The 15,674-nt window shown below is 72.8% G+C and carries 14 protein-coding genes and 2 tRNA genes; 13 read left to right on the forward strand and 3 right to left on the reverse strand.

What is annotated here, in order from left to right:
* The 6 genes from OSR43_RS06460 to tig all read left to right on the forward strand — a co-directional run bounded on the left by OSR43_RS06460 (position 1) and on the right by tig (position 4,313).
* The gene (locus tag OSR43_RS06460; protein ID WP_302270368.1) at positions 1 to 507 is read left to right on the forward strand and encodes a ribose-5-phosphate isomerase; all 507 of its coding nucleotides are present in this window, start codon (positions 1 to 3) and stop codon (positions 505 to 507) included.
* A 10-nt stretch (positions 508 to 517) separates the two neighbouring features.
* Positions 518 to 1,360: an Fpg/Nei family DNA glycosylase gene (locus OSR43_RS06465; protein ID WP_302270370.1), complete on the forward strand. Its 843-nt coding sequence runs from the start codon at positions 518 to 520 to the stop codon at positions 1,358 to 1,360.
* Positions 1,361 to 1,445: 85 nt separating this feature from the next.
* Positions 1,446 to 2,540, forward strand: coding sequence for a PP2C family protein-serine/threonine phosphatase (locus OSR43_RS06470; RefSeq protein WP_302270371.1), 1,095 nt, complete (start codon positions 1,446 to 1,448; stop codon positions 2,538 to 2,540).
* Positions 2,541 to 2,658: 118 nt separating this feature from the next.
* Positions 2,659 to 2,729: transfer RNA gene (locus OSR43_RS06475), tRNA-Gly, on the forward strand.
* Between the two features lie 36 nt (positions 2,730 to 2,765).
* A tRNA-Pro gene (locus tag OSR43_RS06480) sits at positions 2,766 to 2,838 on the forward strand.
* Positions 2,839 to 2,897: 59 nt separating this feature from the next.
* Positions 2,898 to 4,313 carry a trigger factor gene (tig, locus tag OSR43_RS06485; RefSeq protein WP_302270372.1) on the forward strand — a complete coding sequence of 472 codons (1,416 nt, stop codon included), beginning with the start codon at positions 2,898 to 2,900 and terminating at the stop codon, positions 4,311 to 4,313.
* 69 nt (positions 4,314 to 4,382) lie between these two features.
* On the opposite strand, the gene OSR43_RS06490 is transcribed toward tig, so the two are convergent.
* Complete coding sequence (locus OSR43_RS06490; RefSeq protein ID WP_302270373.1) at positions 4,383 to 5,519, reverse strand: hypothetical protein; 1,137 nt, start codon at positions 5,517 to 5,519, stop codon at positions 4,383 to 4,385.
* 95 nt (positions 5,520 to 5,614) lie between these two features.
* Between OSR43_RS06490 and OSR43_RS06495 the strand changes: the two genes are divergently transcribed.
* The 6 genes from OSR43_RS06495 to OSR43_RS06520 all read left to right on the forward strand — a co-directional run bounded on the left by OSR43_RS06495 (position 5,615) and on the right by OSR43_RS06520 (position 10,854).
* The gene (locus tag OSR43_RS06495) at positions 5,615 to 6,784 is read left to right on the forward strand and encodes a hypothetical protein (protein ID WP_302270374.1); all 1,170 of its coding nucleotides are present in this window, start codon (positions 5,615 to 5,617) and stop codon (positions 6,782 to 6,784) included.
* Entirely contained in the window at positions 6,781 to 7,287 is a 507-nt protein-coding gene (locus OSR43_RS06500; RefSeq protein ID WP_302270375.1) for an SRPBCC family protein, read from the forward strand. The genes OSR43_RS06495 and OSR43_RS06500 overlap by 4 nt, the downstream gene beginning before the upstream one ends.
* 153 nt (positions 7,288 to 7,440) lie before the next feature.
* Positions 7,441 to 8,046 carry an ATP-dependent Clp protease proteolytic subunit gene (locus tag OSR43_RS06505; RefSeq protein WP_302271601.1) on the forward strand — a complete coding sequence of 202 codons (606 nt, stop codon included), beginning with the start codon at positions 7,441 to 7,443 and terminating at the stop codon, positions 8,044 to 8,046.
* A 5-nt stretch (positions 8,047 to 8,051) separates the two neighbouring features.
* Positions 8,052 to 8,666 carry an ATP-dependent Clp protease proteolytic subunit gene (locus OSR43_RS06510; protein ID WP_302270376.1) on the forward strand — a complete coding sequence of 205 codons (615 nt, stop codon included), beginning with the start codon at positions 8,052 to 8,054 and terminating at the stop codon, positions 8,664 to 8,666.
* An 85-nt stretch (positions 8,667 to 8,751) separates the two neighbouring features.
* Positions 8,752 to 10,035 (forward strand): ATP-dependent Clp protease ATP-binding subunit ClpX, encoded by a 1,284-nt coding sequence (clpX, locus tag OSR43_RS06515; protein ID WP_302270377.1) that lies wholly within the window; start codon positions 8,752 to 8,754, stop codon positions 10,033 to 10,035.
* A 213-nt stretch (positions 10,036 to 10,248) separates the two neighbouring features.
* The gene (locus OSR43_RS06520) at positions 10,249 to 10,854 is read left to right on the forward strand and encodes a hypothetical protein (RefSeq protein WP_302270378.1); all 606 of its coding nucleotides are present in this window, start codon (positions 10,249 to 10,251) and stop codon (positions 10,852 to 10,854) included.
* A gap of 40 nt (positions 10,855 to 10,894) precedes the next feature.
* Here OSR43_RS06520 and valS read toward each other — a convergent pair whose 3' ends face one another.
* Complete coding sequence (gene valS, locus OSR43_RS06525; protein WP_302270379.1) at positions 10,895 to 13,528, reverse strand: valine--tRNA ligase; 2,634 nt, start codon at positions 13,526 to 13,528, stop codon at positions 10,895 to 10,897.
* A gap of 79 nt (positions 13,529 to 13,607) precedes the next feature.
* Between valS and OSR43_RS06530 the strand changes: the two genes are divergently transcribed.
* The gene (locus tag OSR43_RS06530; protein ID WP_302270380.1) at positions 13,608 to 14,519 is read left to right on the forward strand and encodes a GNAT family N-acetyltransferase; all 912 of its coding nucleotides are present in this window, start codon (positions 13,608 to 13,610) and stop codon (positions 14,517 to 14,519) included.
* A 1-nt stretch (position 14,520) separates the two neighbouring features.
* Here OSR43_RS06530 and OSR43_RS06535 read toward each other — a convergent pair whose 3' ends face one another.
* Positions 14,521 to 15,618, reverse strand: a complete 1,098-nt coding sequence (locus tag OSR43_RS06535) for an NAD(P)-dependent alcohol dehydrogenase (protein ID WP_302270381.1) — start codon at positions 15,616 to 15,618, stop codon at positions 14,521 to 14,523.
* Between the last annotated feature and the right edge of the window lie 56 nt (positions 15,619 to 15,674).

The following is a 15,674-nucleotide window of genomic DNA, read 5'->3' on the forward strand; positions in this document are numbered from 1 at the left end:
ATGCGCGTGCACCTCGGCTCCGACCATGCCGGCCTCGAGCTCAAGGACCACCTGGTGGCCTGGCTGCGCGAGCACGGCCACGACCCGGTCGACCACGGCCCCTTCGTCCACGACGCCCTCGACGACTACCCCGTGTTCTGCCTCCGGGCGGCCGAGGGCGTCGCCGCGGACCAGGCGGCCGGTACGCCGGCCCTCGGCGTGGTCGTCGGCGGCTCGGGCAACGGCGAGCAGATGGCGGCCAACAAGGTCATCGGCGTCCGCTGCGCGCTGGTCTGGTCCGAGGAGACCGCGGTGCTGGCCCGGGAGCACAACGACGCCAACGTCGTCTCCGTCGGCGGCCGGATGCACTCCCTGGAGGACATGACCCGCTTCGTCGAGGTCTTCCTCGGCACCGACTTCACCGGCGACGAGCGCCACGTGCGCCGGATCGGCCAGCTGGCGTCGTACGAGACCACCCGCGAGCTCCCGCCGCTGCCGGAGTCGGCGCGCGGCCACGAGCAGGGCTGACCGGGCCGCGATGCCCGAGGGACACACCCTCCACCGGCTCGCGCTGGAGGTCACCGACGCGTACGCCGGGAGCCCGGTGCGCGTCGGCAGCCCGCAGGGCCGGTTCGCGGAGTCCGCGGCGCTGGTCGACGGCCAGGTGCTCGAGGGCGCCGAGGCCTGGGGCAAGCACCTGTTCGTCGCCTTCCCCGGGGACCGCTTCGTCCACGTGCACCTGGGCCTCTACGGCAAGCTCGACGTGCACACCGGGGTCGAGGACGTGCCCGACCCGGTCGGGCAGGTCCGGATGCGCATCGTGCGCACCGACGGCAGGGCGTACGCCGACCTGCGCGGCGCCACGACCTGCGAGCTGGTGACCCTCGCCCAGCGGGACCTGGTCGTCGACCGGTCCGGACCCGACCCGATCCGGCCCGACGCCGACCCCGACCGGGCCTGGCAGCGCATCCGCCGCAGCCGGGCGCCCATCGGCGGCCTGCTGATGGACCAGACCGTGCTCGCCGGCGTCGGCAACGTCTACCGCGCGGAGGTGCTCTACCGGCACCGCATGCACCCGCTGCGGCCGGGCAGCACCCTGCGGCCGGCGCAGTGGCGCGCGATGTGGGACGACCTGGTGGTGCTGATGGCCGAGGGCGTGCGCACCGGCCGGATCGACACCGTCCGGCCCGAGCACACACCCGAGGCGATGGGCCGCCCGCCGCGCAAGGACGACCACGGCGGCGAGGTGTACGTCTACCGCCGCCACGGCCAGCCCTGCCACGTGTGCGGCGCGAAGGTCCGCACCGAGGTGCTCCAGGGACGCAACCTGTTCTGGTGCCCGCGTTGCCAGCCGACGTTCCGCTCCCGCGCCGTACAGTGAACCCGCTCCCACCTGCGGAGACGGTCCGGACCGGCTGGACGCGCAGGTGCCCGGCAGGCACCCGACGACACCCGGCGAGGCGACCATGACGGCTGCGTACGGCGCGCGGCGCCTCCGCGTGCGCCGGCACGGGTACGCCTCGGTGCTCCGCCGGCGGGTGCCGCTGGAGAACCGCTGGGCCCTCGGGCTGGTCCTGCTCGGGGTCGTCCTGACCGGCCTGGTGGCGGCGTTCCCGGCCGACATGCCGCTCAACACCCTGATGCTGCCGCTGCTGCTGGGCAGCCTGGTGCTGGGCCCGCGCACGCTGCCGTGGTTCGTCATCACGATGATGCTGCTGCTGACCCTCTCGCTCGCGGTCCAGCCGGACATCACGGTGCGCATCGTCGGCTCGGTCGGCGTGCAGTTTGCGCTCGGGTTCGTCGTGCTCCTCACCTCCTTCCGCCGCTCGCGCCTCGGTGTCGCGAACCTGCTGGGGGAGTCGATGCTCGTCGACCTGCGCGACCGGATCCTCAACCAGGGCGGGGTCCCGCGGCTGCCCGAGCAGTGGCAGGTCGAGACCGCGCTGCGGTCGGCGGGCGGGACGCCGTTCGCGGGGGACTTCGTCGTCGCCATCCGTCCGCACGGCACCGACCGCCTCGAGCTCGTCGTCGTCGACGTCTCGGGCAAGGGGGAGCAGGCCGGCACGCGCGCGCTGATGCTCTCCGGTGCCTTCGGCGGCCTGCTCGGCGCGCTGCCGCCCGAGCAGTTCCTGCCCGCCGCCAACGGCTACCTGCTCCAGCAGGACTGGGAGGAGGGCTTCGCCACCGCCGTGCACCTCTCCCTCGACCTGGTCACCGGCGCGTACGCCGTCCGCACCGCCGGCCACCCCCCGGCCGTCGTCCGCGCCGCCGGCAGCGGGCGCTGGTCGGTGCTGACCAGCGAGGGCCCGATCCTCGGCCTGATGGACGACGCCGACTTCCTCGCCGCCGAGGGCGTGCTCCGCGCCGGCGACGCCCTCCTGCTCTACACCGACGGCATGGTCGAGGAGCCGCGCCGCGACATCGAGCTCGGCATCGACCGGATGCTCGGCGAGGCCGAGGGGCTGCTGCGCGGGGACTTCCGCGGGGCGGCCGACCGGCTCGTGGCCGCGGTCGGGTCGCGCGACGACGACCGGGCGATGGTCGTGGTCAACCGGCGCTGACCTCCGGCGCCGGATCGTGGCCCTGCGGGGGCGGAGGGCGTTTGGGAGCGCCGCTCGGGGGTGTGGCACGATGACCCGAGCAGGACTCAGGCGTGCTCGCATGCCCTGACGACGGCGCGCGGATGTAGCTCAATGGTAGAGCCCCAGTCTTCCAAACTGGCTACGCGGGTTCGATTCCCGTCATCCGCTCTCAGGAGCCGGCCGGACCTCCGGCGGGCCTCTTGGCGGGGCGTAGCGTAGTGGCTAGCGCGCCTGCTTTGGGAGCAGGAGACCGCAGGTTCGAGTCCTGTCGCCCCGACGCACCACACCACCCTCACCGACCGGTGAGCCGAGACAACGATTGACAGGAGACAACCTGTGAAGAGCGCCGTCGAGACCTTGAGCCCGACCCGGGCCAAGCTGACCGTCGAGGTGCCCTTCGAGGAGCTCAAGCCGAGCCTCGACGCGGCGTACAAGAAGATCGCTCAGCAGATCAACGTCCCCGGCTTCCGCCGGGGCAAGGTGCCCCCGATGGTCATCGACCGCCAGGTCGGGCGCGGCGCCGTCCTCGACGAGGCGATCAACGACGTGCTGCCCAAGAAGTACGTCGCGGCGCTCGAGGAGAACTCGCTGAGCCCGCTCGCGCAGCCGGAGATCGAGGTCACGAAGTTCGAGGACAACGAGACCCTCGAGTTCACCGCCGAGGTCGACATCCGTCCCGAGATCGAGCTGCCCTCCTACGAGGGCCTCGAGGCCTCCGTGGACGACGTCGAGATCAGCGACGAGGACGTCGAGGAGCAGGTCAAGGCCCTGCGTGAGCGCTTCGCGACCCTGGTCGACGTCGAGCGCCCCGCGGTCGAGGACGACTTCGTCGTGCTCGACCTGCGCGCCACCCAGGACGGCGAGGTCGTCGACGGCGCCGAGGTCAGCGGCATGAGCTACCAGGTCGGCCGTGGCGGCATGATCGACGGGCTCGACGAGGCCCTGACCGGCATGGCCGCCGGCGAGGAGAAGACCTTCACCACCGCCCTCGTCGGCGGCGACCTGGTCGGCCAGGAGGTCGAGGTCCAGGTCAAGGTCACCCAGGTCCAGCAGCAGGAGCTGCCGGAGTACGACGACGAGTTCGCCCAGCTCGCCTCGGAGTTCGACACCATCGACGAGCTCACCGCCGACGTGCGCGAGCGGCTCGGCCGTGGCAAGCGCCTGGAGCAGGCGGCCGAGGCCCGCGACGCGGTCCTCGAGTCGCTGCTGGAGAAGGTGGAGGTGCCGCTGCCGGAGAGCATCGTCGCCGACGAGCTCAACGCCCGTCGCCAGAACATCGAGCAGCAGCTCGCGTTCGCCGGCATCACGATGGACAAGTACCTCGAGGACGAGGGCCAGACCCAGGAGGAGTTCGAGGCCGACCTCGACCGCCGGGTCCGCGACGCGGTCGCCGCGCAGTTCCTCCTCGACGAGATCGCGAAGAAGGAGGAGCTCGGCGTCGACCAGAACGAGCTCTCCCAGCACCTCGTGCGGCGCGCCCAGCAGTCGGGCCAGAACCCGCAGGAGTTCGCGAACCACATGTTCGAGCACAACCACATCCCCGAGCTCGTGCAGGAGATCCTGCGCGGCAAGGCGCTCGCGACGATCGTGGAGACCGCGGTCGTCAAGGACGCCTCGGGCAACGTGGTCGAGCTGAAGAACCTGCAGCCCGACGGCACCATCATGGAGATCACCGAGGAGACCGGCGACGACGCCGCGACCGAGGAGACCGCCGAGGCCCCGGCCGAGGAGGAGTCCTCCAAGGAGGACTGACCCCCACGCACACCCGACGACGGCGCCCCTCCTCCGCGGAGGGGCGCCGTCGTCGCGTAGGGGCGCGGCTCAGCCGTCCGCCGCGGGGACGACCAGTCCCGCGAAGACGAGCAGCGTGAGCACGAGGAGCACCAGCGACCCCACCAGCCAGCGACCCTGGCGCACCGGGCTGCCCGCGGGCGAGAACGTCGCGATGGCGAGGGAGCCCAGGAGCACGACTGCGATCGGGAGGAAGGCCCACACCTGGCGCCAGGACTCGAAGGGGACCACGCTGTCCGCCCCGTAGAGCCCCAGCACGAGGGCCGGCACGCCGAGGCAGATCGACACGACGCCGACCATCACGTTGAAGCGTCCCTGCGCCTCGGCCTCCCGGGCGCCGGAGATGCTGGACGCGGCGGCGAGGAGCGACGACACCGCCAGGTGCTCCTGCTCGAGCTGACGTCCCATCTCGGTGCACTGCCGGACCGCGGCGTCGTGGACCCGCATCCACGGCCGGGAGAGGGAAGTCTGCTCCGAGGGCCGGACCGAGGCGAGCGAGGGGTCGTGGAGCGAGCGGTGGGCGTGGTAGGCGTCGTCGTCGTCGACGTAGAGCCACAGGCCCTCGCGGACCGCCTCCCGGGCCTGGTCCGCCGCTCGACCCGCGATGATGTCGAGCTGGAGGAGGGCGGCGACGACCTTGACCTGCCGACCGGCGCCGGTCGCGTCCAGGCTGTTGCGCGCGAGGGCCAGCTCGAGCTCGTACCGGAACTCGCGCAGGTCCGCGACCGCGTTGCGGGAGGACTCGCAGACCGTCTTCGCGCACGCCGCCACCCGCTGGTCGGCGGGCGCGGTCGCGGGAACGTCGGCCAGCAGGGCGCCGATCTCCGCGACGAGGTGGTCGGCACGCTCCCACGGGAGCTCGTCGAACGCGCCCGTCTCGTCGTCGTGGACCCAGAGGGAGTCCGCCGCCACGTCGAACGCCACCCCGCCGTCCTCGGGGACGACCAGCGTCACGTGGCCGACTGCGACGGTCCGCCTCCCGCGGAGGTCCGACACGTGGAGCAGGGGAGCCACCCGCACGTGATCCCTGCCGACCGTCGCGCCGTCGGGGCGGCCGACCCGGGCCTCGATGTCCTCGTGCCGCACCCGACCGGGCTGCAGCAGGCGGCCGACCGCCGCGGGGCGAGGGCTGGCCGGGCGCGGCTCTGGGGCAGGAGGGGTGCGCACCGGACACATCCAACACGCGCGGGGCCCGCCCCGCGGGAGAGCCGTGGACCCGTATCGGTGCACATGTGTGCACTCGGGTGGGTATCGTCGATCTCGTGCCCCTCGCCCCGCCCTCCGGTCCCACCTACCTCGACGCGCTGTCGCTGCTGAGCGAGGTCGCCGACGAGCTGGTCGTGCGCAGCGCGCGCGACACCCACGAGGCGTGGGCCGACCGTGTCCACGGCGTCACGCGGCGGGTCACGGGCGGCGCCTCGAGCGTCCCGGAGCGGGTCCACCGCGGGATCGCCGGAGCGGTGTACGCCGGCGTCTCGGCGAGCCTGCGCGCCGCCTCGGTCGGCCTGGACCGCGCCGCGGCCACCGGCGTCGGACCCCGGCTGGAGGACGGCCCCCGGGGCCGCTTCGTCAGCTCCGCGGTCAACGGGCTGATCGGCGACCGGCTGCTGCGCGAGCGCCCGCAGATGGCGATCCCCATGGCGGTGCGCCGGGACGGGGCCGACGTGCCCCTCGACGACCTGGGCGCGGCGTTCCCCGCGGCGACCGGGAAGGTCGTCGTGTTCCTGCACGGCCTGTGCGAGAACGAGTCGTACTGGGACCGCTGGCGCGAGCGCACCGGGACGACGTACGGCGAGGCGCTGGCCGCCCGCGGGTGGACACCGGTCTTCCTGCGCGCCAACACCGGGCTGGGCCTGCGCGAGAACGGCGTGGCGCTGTCCGCGCTGCTCCAGCGCCTGGTGGACGGGTGGCCGGTCGAGGTCGACCGGGTGGCCCTGGTCGGGCACTCCCTGGGCGGGCTCGTCGTGCGCGCCGCCGGCGCGGTGGCCACGGAGGCCGCGGCGCCGTGGACCGACCGGGTCGGCGACGTGGTCACGCTGGGCACCCCGCACCTCGGCGCCCCCATCGCGCGCGGCATCGGCCACGGCAGCCGGGGCCTCGGCGTGCTGCCGGAGACCGCTGCCTTCGGCCGTGTCCTGGACTGGCGCTCCGTCGGCGTCCACGACCTGGTGGCGGGCCTCGCCCACGACGTGCCGCCGCTGCCGCACGCCCGCTACCGGCTCGTCGCGGCGACCCTGACCCGGTCCCAGCGGCACCCGGTGGGTGACGTCGTCGGCGACCTGCTCGTGCGGCCGCGGTCGGCGTACGGCCGCGACCGGCGGGGGCGCACGCTCTTCCCGGGCGGCGAGGTGCTGCACGTCGGACGCACCGACCACTTCGGGCTGCTCAACCACCCCGAGGTCCACCGCGCGATGGAACGATGGCTGCCGTGACCGCCGCCGGAACCCCTGCCGCAACCCCCGCCGGCGCCCCGGACCGCGAGCTGCGCGCCGAGGCCGTCGTCGACGCACCGCCCGCCCACGTGTGGGCCCTGCTCACCGACCTCTCGCGGATGGGGGAGTGGAGCCCGGAGCTGGTGCGCATGGTGCCGCTGAAGCCGGGCGGCCTGCGGGTGGGGCAGTGGTACCTCGGGGTGAACCGTCGCGGCCTGGCCGTGTGGCCGACCCGCAACGTCGTCGACGAGCTCCTCCCGGGCCTGCGGCTCGCCTGGCTGACCACGTCCAGCGGTGCGCGCTGGGTCTGGGAGCTGTCCCCGGAGGGGCCGCAGGGACGCGCGACGCGCGTGGTCCACCGGCGCCCCGTGCCGCGGCGCCTCACGCGGGTGAGCGCGGTCTTCGCACCGCTCGCCCTGGGCGGCTCCGCGGCGCACGCCGACGAGCTGGAACAGGGCATGGCGCGCACCGTCGAGCGGCTCCGGACGGCCGCCGAGGGGTGACCGGCCCCGCGCGCCGACCGCGGCGCGAACCCGCCCGCGGCGGGACGAAATCCGCTGTCGGCGAACAGCGGGGGAGAACCCGTGGAAGTGTCGGGACAGCGGGCTAGGGTCGACGACGTGACCCAGAACCCCAGCCTCTCCGGCGCCCCTGAGATGAACGGCGGCGCAGGCCTGAACGTCCTCGACGACCACATCTACCAGCGTCTGCTGCGCGAGCGGATCGTGTTCCTCGGCTCGGAGGTCCGCGACCAGAACGCCAACGCGATCTGCGCCCAGCTGCTGCTGCTCTCGGCCGAGGACCCCGAGGCCGACATCTTCCTGCACATCAACAGCCCGGGTGGTTCCGTGGACGCCGGCATGGCGATCTACGACACCATGAACTACATCCCCAACGACGTCGCGACGGTCGGCATGGGCCTGGCCGCCTCGATGGGCCAGTTCCTGCTCTGCGCCGGCACCAAGGGCAAGCGCTACGCCCTGCCGCACGCGCGGATCATGATGCACCAGCCCTCCTCGGGCATGGGCGGCTCCGCCTCCGACATCAAGATCCAGGCGCAGCAGTCGCTGCACATCAAGCAGGTCCTGCTCGACCTCATCGCCGAGCACACCGGCCAGTCGCGCGAGCAGGTCGAGGCCGACGCCGACCGCGACCGCTGGTTCACCGCCGACCAGGCCAAGGAGTACGGCCTCGTCGACCAGGTCGTCAAGTCCGCCCGCGAGGCAGCCGACGACGGCCGCCCGGCCCACCAGAAGGACTGAACAACATGAACTACTACATCCCGCAGTGGGAAGAGCGGACCTCCTACGGGTTCCGCCGCATCGACCCCTACGCGAAGCTCTTCGAGGACCGGATCATCTACCTCGGCACGCCGATCTCCGACGACGTCGCGAACGCCGTCATCGCGCAGCTGATGTGCCTGGAGTCGATGAACCCCGACCAGGACGTGCAGATCTACATCAACAGCCCCGGTGGCTCGTTCACCGCGCTGACGGCGATCTACGACACGATGAACTTCATCAAGCCCGACGTGCAGACCGTGTGCATCGGGCAGGCCGCCTCGGCCGCCGCGATCCTGCTCGCCGCCGGCACCAAGGGCAAGCGCCTCGCGCTCCCGAACAGCCGGATCCTCATCCACCAGCCCTACACCGAGGGCACGTTCGGCCAGACCTCGGACATCGAGATCCAGGCCAACGAGATCCTGCGGATGCGCGAGCTGCTCGAGCGGATGATCAGCACCCACTCCGGCAAGGACATGGAGCAGGTCAGCCGCGACATCGAGCGCGACAAGATCCTCACCGCCGACCAGGCCCTCGAGTACGGCCTGATCGACACCGTGGTCGAGTCCCGCAAGGCGACCCCGGCGCTCCTGCCGTCCTGACGCGTCCCCCGTGTCGGCCCCCTCGCGGGGCCGGCACGGGGTACCGTCTCCTGAGTTTCAGCACTGTTGAGGAGGATGACCGACCGTGGCGCGTATCGGTGACGGTGGCGACCTGCTGAAGTGTTCCTTCTGCGGAAAGAGCCAGAAGCAGGTCAAGAAGCTCATCGCGGGCCCCGGGGTCTACATCTGCGACGAGTGCATCGACCTGTGCAACGAGATCATCGAGGAGGAGCTCAGCGAGGGCGCCGAGGTCAGCCTCGAGGAGCTGCCCAAGCCCAAGGAGATCTTCGAGTTCCTCAACTCCTACGTGATCGGCCAGGAGCAGGCCAAGAAGTCGCTCGCGGTGGCGGTGTACAACCACTACAAGCGCGTGCAGGCCGGCCTCCAGCCCGTCGCGGGCAAGCACAGCAAGGAGGAGGTCGTCGAGGTCGCGAAGTCCAACATCCTCGTGATCGGACCCACCGGCTGCGGCAAGACCTACCTCGCCCAGACCCTCGCGCGGATGCTGAACGTCCCCTTCGCGATCGCCGACGCCACCGCGCTCACCGAGGCCGGGTACGTCGGTGAGGACGTCGAGAACATCCTGCTCAAGCTGATCCAGGCCGCCGACTACGACGTCAAGAAGGCCGAGACGGGGATCATCTACATCGACGAGATCGACAAGGTGGCCCGCAAGGCCGAGAACCCGTCGATCACCCGGGACGTCTCCGGCGAGGGCGTCCAGCAGGCGCTGCTGAAGATCATCGAGGGCACGACCGCCTCGGTCCCACCGCAGGGCGGCCGCAAGCACCCGCACCAGGAGTTCATCCAGATCGACACCACGAACATCCTGTTCGTGGTCGGCGGCGCCTTCGCCGGGCTCGAGCACATCATCGAGCAGCGGGTGGGCAAGAAGACCCTGGGCTTCACCGCCGACGTCCGCGGCCAGGCCGAGCGCGAGGCCGACGACCTGCTCCAGCAGGTCCGCCCCGAGGACCTCACCAAGTTCGGCCTGATCCCCGAGTTCATCGGCCGCCTGCCCCTGATCGCGAGCGTCAACAAGCTCGACCAGGAGGCGCTGGTGCAGATCCTGACCGAGCCGCGCAACGCGCTGGTCAAGCAGTACCAGAAGCTCTTCGAGCTCGACGGCGTCGACCTGGAGTTCACCGAGGACGCCATCGCCGCGATCGCCGACAAGGCGCTCGAGCGGGGCACCGGTGCGCGTGGCCTGCGGGCGATCATCGAGGAGGTCCTCCTCCACGTGATGTACGACGTGCCCTCCCGCGGCGACATCGCCAAGGTCGTCCTGACCGGTGACGTCGTCGAGGGTGTGGCGGCGCCCACCCTCGTCCCGCGCGAGGTCGAGACCAAGAAGAAGAAGTCGGCCTGAGCCGCCGGGCCGGGGTCCGACCCCGGCCCGGCAGGCGCGGTCCGTCGACCGGCTGGGCGACCGGCTGACCGGCCACCGGTCAGGTGTCCGATGGCCCCCCGGCGTGGCCCGATCGGGCCATTCCGCTGCGCGGATGCGGCGCGCACACTCGAGGTGGGGGACACTCGTGCTCGTCGACCGCAGTACTCCTGATCGGGCAGGAAGGGAAGAGCCGTGGCCACCCAGCACCAGGCGCCCCTCGCGGCCTTCGTCATCGTGACGGTGGTCGCCGGTGCCGTCGCCGCCCAGTCGCTGTACGGCGACCGGGCCGGCCGCACGAGCGACACGGTCGCGGCCACGAGCACCCCCTCGGTCCAGGTGCCGCGCGCGGTCGCCCCGTCGCCCCCGCCGTCCTCCGGCGCGCCCGCGGGCGCGCCGACCCCGACGACCCCCACCAGCGGCGCCGGTGGTCCGTCCGAGCGCCCCTCGGAGGGCGACGTGCCGGCCATCGCCGCCGACGGCCTGCCGCCCGGCCTCATCGACGTGATCCCGGGGCTCGCGGCGTTCCTGGGCAGCGGTGCTGCCCAGCCCCCGGCGTCCGGCCCGGGGGAGCAGGCGCCGCCGACCGAGCTCGCGCCCACCGCCGGCCCCTCGGAGGAGCCCAGCCCGACGGAGCCCTCGCCCAGCGGTCAGCCGAGCCCGTCACCGACCACGTCGCCCGACCCCACGCCCACGGGGTCACCGACCGGGTCGCCCGGTCCGAGCGGCGGCGCGGAACGGCCGGTCGAGCAGCCCACCGGGCATCCCACCGGGCAGCCCACCGGGTCGCCGACCCCCTGACGGGGCCGGCCGGCGGGCAGCCCAGCGGCTGCGGGCCCGCTCAGGCCTCGGCGACCGGCGCGAGTTCGGCGGCGACGGACAGCTCGGTGGTCGAGCCGTCCACGGTGAACACCAGGTCACCGACGACCTTGCCGCTGCGGCGCAGGTCGTCCGCGGCGACCTCGGCCGCGCGGACCAGCGCCTCCGGCCCGGTCACCTCCACGCGGGAGAGCTCGGCACGCATGGAGACCTTCGCCTGGGACTTGGCGCCGCGGATGCCCGCGAGCGCGGAGGCGACGGCGTCGACGGTGCTCGGGTCGGCGGCCGCGGCGGAGCCGAGGTCCAGCTCGGTCGGCCACGGCGCACGGTGGATCGAGCCGTGGTCGTCGCCGCGGGGGCGCCACCACGACCAGACCTCCTCGGTGACGTAGGGGAGGAACGGCGCGAGCAGGCGCAGCTGCACCTCGAGGGCCAGCGCGAGGGTCGCGCGCGCCGAGGCGGTGGCGGGGCCGCCGTCCTCGTCGTACGCGCGCTCCTTGACCAGCTCGAGGTAGTCGTCGCAGAACTCCCAGAAGAACTTCTCCACGGCCTCGAGGGCGGTCGTGTAGTCGTAGGCCTCGAACGCGTCCGTGGCACGGGTGACCACGTTGGCCAGGCGGGCGAGCAGCGCGCAGTCGACCGGCTCGGAGACCTCGAAGGCGTTGAGCTCGGTGGCGCCGACGCCGCCGAGGACGAACTTCGAGGCGTTGAGGACCTTCATCGCCAGCCGGCGGCCGACCTTCATCTGGCTCTCGTCGAATGGCGAGTCCAGCCCGGGCCGCGACATGGCGGCCCGCCAGCGGACGGCGTCCGCGCCGAACTTGTCGAGGATCTCGGTGGGGACCACGACGTTGCCCTTGGACTTCGACATCTTCTTGCGGTCGGGGTCGACCACGAAGCCGGAGATCAGCGCGTGGGTCCACGGTGTGACGCCCTGCTCGAAGTGGGCGCGCACGACCCGGGAGAACAGCCAGGTGCGGATGATGTCGTGGGCCTGAGTGGCCAGGTCCATCGGGAAGACCCGCTCGAAGAGGTCGGGGTCGTCCTCCCAGCCGCCGGCGATCTGCGGGGTGAGGGAGGAGGTGGCCCAGGTGTCCATCACGTCGGGGTCGCCGATGAACCCGCCGGCGCGGCCGCGCTGGTCCTCGCCGTACCCGCGCGGAGCGTCGGTCGAGGGGTCGACCGGGAGCTCGGCCTCGCTGGGCAGCAGCGGGTGGTCGTAGTCGGGCTCGCCCTGGTCGTCCAGCGGGTACCAGACCGGGAACGGGATGCCGAAGAAGCGCTGGCGCGAGATCAGCCAGTCGCCGTTCAGGCCGCCGACCCAGTTGTCGTAGCGGTGCTTCATGTGGGTGGGGACCCAGGTGATCTCCGACCCGCGGGCGACCAGCTCGTCGCGCAGGCCGGCGTCGCGACCGCCGTTGCGGATGTACCACTGCCGCGTCGCGACGATCTCGAGCGGCTTGTCGCCCTTCTCGAAGAAGTTCGTCATCCGCTGGGTGGGCTTCGGGTCGCCGTCGAGGTCGCCGCTCTCGCGGAGCAGCCCGACCATCTCCTCGCGGGCGGAGAACGTCGTCTTCCCCGCGAGGCGCTCGTACGCCGCCGCGGCCGGCGCGGCCGCGAGCCATTCCGGGGTCTCGCGGAGCAGGCGGCCGTCGCGACCGATGACGGTGCGGACGGGCAGCTGCAGCTCGCGCCACCACTGCACGTCGGTGAGGTCGCCGAAGGTGCAGCACATGGCGATGCCCGCGCCCTTGTCCATCTCCGCGGCCGGGTGGGGGAGGACCGGCACCTGGACGCCGAAGACCGGCGAGGCGACGGTCGTGCCGAACAGCGGCTGGTAGCGCTCGTCGTCGGGGTGCGCGATCAGGGCGACGACGGCCGGGATCAGCTCGGGCCGGGTCGTCTCGATGTGGACGGCAGTGCCGTCGGCCTGGTGGAAGGCCACGCGGTGGTAGGCGCCGGCGTACTCGCGCGCCTCGAGCTCGGCCTGCGCGACGGCGGTCTGGAAGGTGACGTCCCAGAGGGTCGGCGCCTCCTGGAGGTAGGCCTCCCCACGGGCGAAGTTGCGCAGGAAGGCGCGCTGGCTGGCGGTCTGCGCCTTGGGGCCGATGGTCGTGTAGTGCTGGTCCCAGTCGACCGAGAGGCCGAGGGTGCGCCACAGCGACTCGAAGACCTGCTCGTCCTGCTCGACCAGCCGCTCGCACAGGGCGACGAAGTTGGGCCGGCTGATCGGCACCTGCTTCTTCGGGTCCGGCTTCTCCGGTGGGGTGAAGTCGGGGTCGTAGGGCAGCGAGGGGTCGCAGCGCACGCCGAAGTAGTTCTGCACCCGGCGCTCGGTGGGCAGGCCGTTGTCGTCCCAGCCCATCGGGTAGAAGACCGACTTGCCGCGCATCCGCTGGAAGCGCGCGACGACGTCGGTGTGGGTGTAGGAGAAGACGTGGCCGACGTGCAGGCTGCCGCTGACGGTCGGGGGCGGGGTGTCGATCGAGAAGACGTTCTCCCGCGGCTGGGTGCGGTCGAAGGCGTAGGTCTGCTCGGTCTTCCAGTGCTCGGCCCACTTCTGCTCGAGCCCCTCCAACGCGGGCTTCTCCGGTACGGCGAGCGCGCGAGGGGCGCTCGGCGTGTCGGGGGCCTGCTGCTGAGGGGTCTCGGTCATGGGCGAAGCCTAGTTCGGCCGCTCCGACCTGCGGAAACCGGTTGCCGTTCGCCGGGCACGGGTGCATACCCTCCCCGGCATGCCCGAGCCGGATCCCCACCACATCACGATCACGACCGACCCGGCCGCCTTCCTCGCCGAGGCCGGCGAGCACCTGGCGGCCGACCCCGTCGTGACCACCGTGGTGGCCACGGTGACGCGGCGGGCGGCCGACGACGACGCGCGCGGGGTGCCGCCGTCAGGGCGCCACCCGCGCTGGTGGGCGGTGGTCCGCGATGCCGACGGGACCGTCGTCGGTGCCGCGATGCGCACGGCGCCGTTCGCGCCGCACCCCGCCTACGTCCTGCCCACGCCGGCGCCCGCGGCGCGGACGCTCGCGCGCGTGCTGCACGAGCGCGGCGAGCGGCTCGCCGCGGTCAACGGCTCGCTGCCCGCGGCGCGGGTCGTCGCGGACGAGCTGGCCGGGCTCACCGGCGGTCGGGTCGTCGTCGAGGAGCACCTGCGGCTGTGGGAGCTGCCGGCCCTCGACGGTCTCGTCGACCACGCGGCCGCGGGCCGCCTGCGGGCCGCGACGCCCGGCGACGTACCGCTGTGCCTGGCGTGGTTCGAGGCGTTCGCGCTCGACGCGGCCGAGCAGGGCGGTCGCGAGGGTGCGCACCCGATGGACGGCGAGACCGCGGAGGGGATGGCGGCCCGGGTGGAGCGGGGACTGCTGTGGTTGTGGGAGTCCGCGGACGGTGAGGTGGTGCACCTGACGGCGCACAGCGAGCCGGCGTACGGCGTGGTCCGGGTCGGCCCGGTCTTCACCCCGCGCGGGCACCGCAGCCACGGGTACGCGCGCGCCGCCGTCGCGCAGGTGACCCGGCGGGTGCTCGAGGCGGGGGACCGCGCCTGCCTCTACACCGACCAGGCCAACCCGACGTCGAACCGGGTCTACGCCGCGATCGGCTACCGCCCGGTCGCGGAGACCGTCAACCTGCTGGTGCGCTGACTCACCAGACCAGGACGGCCTTGACGACCCTGCCGTCGTGCAGGTCGGCCACCGCGGTGCCGATGTCCTCGAAGGAGTAGGTGCGGATCCAGTCGTCGACGGGGAAGCTGCCCACGGCGTTCATCGCGATCAGCCGCGGCACCATCTCCTGGGGGTCCGAGTCGCCCTCGATCGAGCCCTTGACGACCTTGCCGTTCTGCAGCATGTCGATCGCGTCGAGCTGGTACTCCTCGGCGCCGAGGCCCAGCACGACGAGCTCACCCCGGACGCCGAGCGCCTGCTGGGCCTGCTTGACCACGGCCGGCACCGCGGTGGTGTCGATGCCGTACGTCGCCCCGCCGCCGGTGAGCTCCTTGACCCGGTCGACGACCGGCTGCTCGCCCGGCGTCGAGGGGTCGACGGTGACCGCGCCGAGCGCGGCGGCCCGCTCGAGCCGGTCGGCGACCAGGTCGACGGCCACGACCGTGCCGGTGCCGGTCGTCGCCGCCGCGGCGACCGCGGCCAGCCCGACGGCGCCCGCGCCCCACACCACCAGGCTGTCCCCGGGCCCGGGCCGCAGGACGTTGAGCACGGTGCCGGCGCCGGTCTGGAAGCCGCAGCCGTACGGCGCGACCCGGGTGAGGTCGAGCTCCCGGTCGACCACCACGCAGTTGTCGGCGTACGCGAGGGCGTGCCGGGAGAAGGAGGACTGCCCGAAGAAGTGGGAGAAGACCGGGCCGGAGTCGCGGGAGTACGCCGTCGAGCCGTCCATCCGCATGCCCATGTAGTTGAGCAGCAGCGAGGACTCGCAGTAGCCGACCTCGCCGGCCCGGCAGCGGTCGCACTGCCGGCAGGAGCGGAAGGAGAGGACCACGTGGTCGCCCACCTGGATCCCGGCGACGTCGGGGCCGACCGCCTCGACGACGCCGGCTCCCTCGTGCCCGAACACGTGGGGGTACATCTCGGCCGGCAGCATGGAGGCCATCGTGACGTCGGTGTGGCAGAGCCCGGTCGCCACGACCCGGACGAGCACCTCGTCGGCGCGCGGCCCCTCGAGCTCGACCTCCTCGAGGGCGAAGTCCTGTCCTGGGCCGTTCACGACGGCGACCGTGGTGCGCATGCGGCCAACCTAGAACGCGTTCCAGTTCCTGTCACCGGTTCCGGGCTCCCTAGACT

The sequence above is a fragment of the Nocardioides sp. Arc9.136 genome (assembly GCF_030506255.1).
In the GTDB taxonomy this organism is placed as follows: Bacteria; Actinomycetota; Actinomycetes; order Propionibacteriales; family Nocardioidaceae; genus Nocardioides.

Coding starts and splice junctions, on each gene's coding strand:
- OSR43_RS06460 (WP_302270368.1), top strand. CDS start 1: ATGCGCGTGCACCTCGGCTCCGACCATGCCGGCCTCGAGCTCAAGGAC.
- OSR43_RS06465 (WP_302270370.1), top strand. CDS start 518: ATGCCCGAGGGACACACCCTCCACCGGCTCGCGCTGGAGGTCACCGAC.
- OSR43_RS06470 (WP_302270371.1), top strand. CDS start 1,446: ATGACGGCTGCGTACGGCGCGCGGCGCCTCCGCGTGCGCCGGCACGGG.
- OSR43_RS06505 (WP_302271601.1), top strand. CDS start 7,441: ATGAACGGCGGCGCAGGCCTGAACGTCCTCGACGACCACATCTACCAG.
- OSR43_RS06510 (WP_302270376.1), top strand. CDS start 8,052: ATGAACTACTACATCCCGCAGTGGGAAGAGCGGACCTCCTACGGGTTC.
- valS (WP_302270379.1), bottom strand. CDS start 13,528: ATGACCGAGACCCCTCAGCAGCAGGCCCCCGACACGCCGAGCGCCCCT.
- OSR43_RS06530 (WP_302270380.1), top strand. CDS start 13,608: ATGCCCGAGCCGGATCCCCACCACATCACGATCACGACCGACCCGGCC.
- OSR43_RS06535 (WP_302270381.1), bottom strand. CDS start 15,618: ATGCGCACCACGGTCGCCGTCGTGAACGGCCCAGGACAGGACTTCGCC.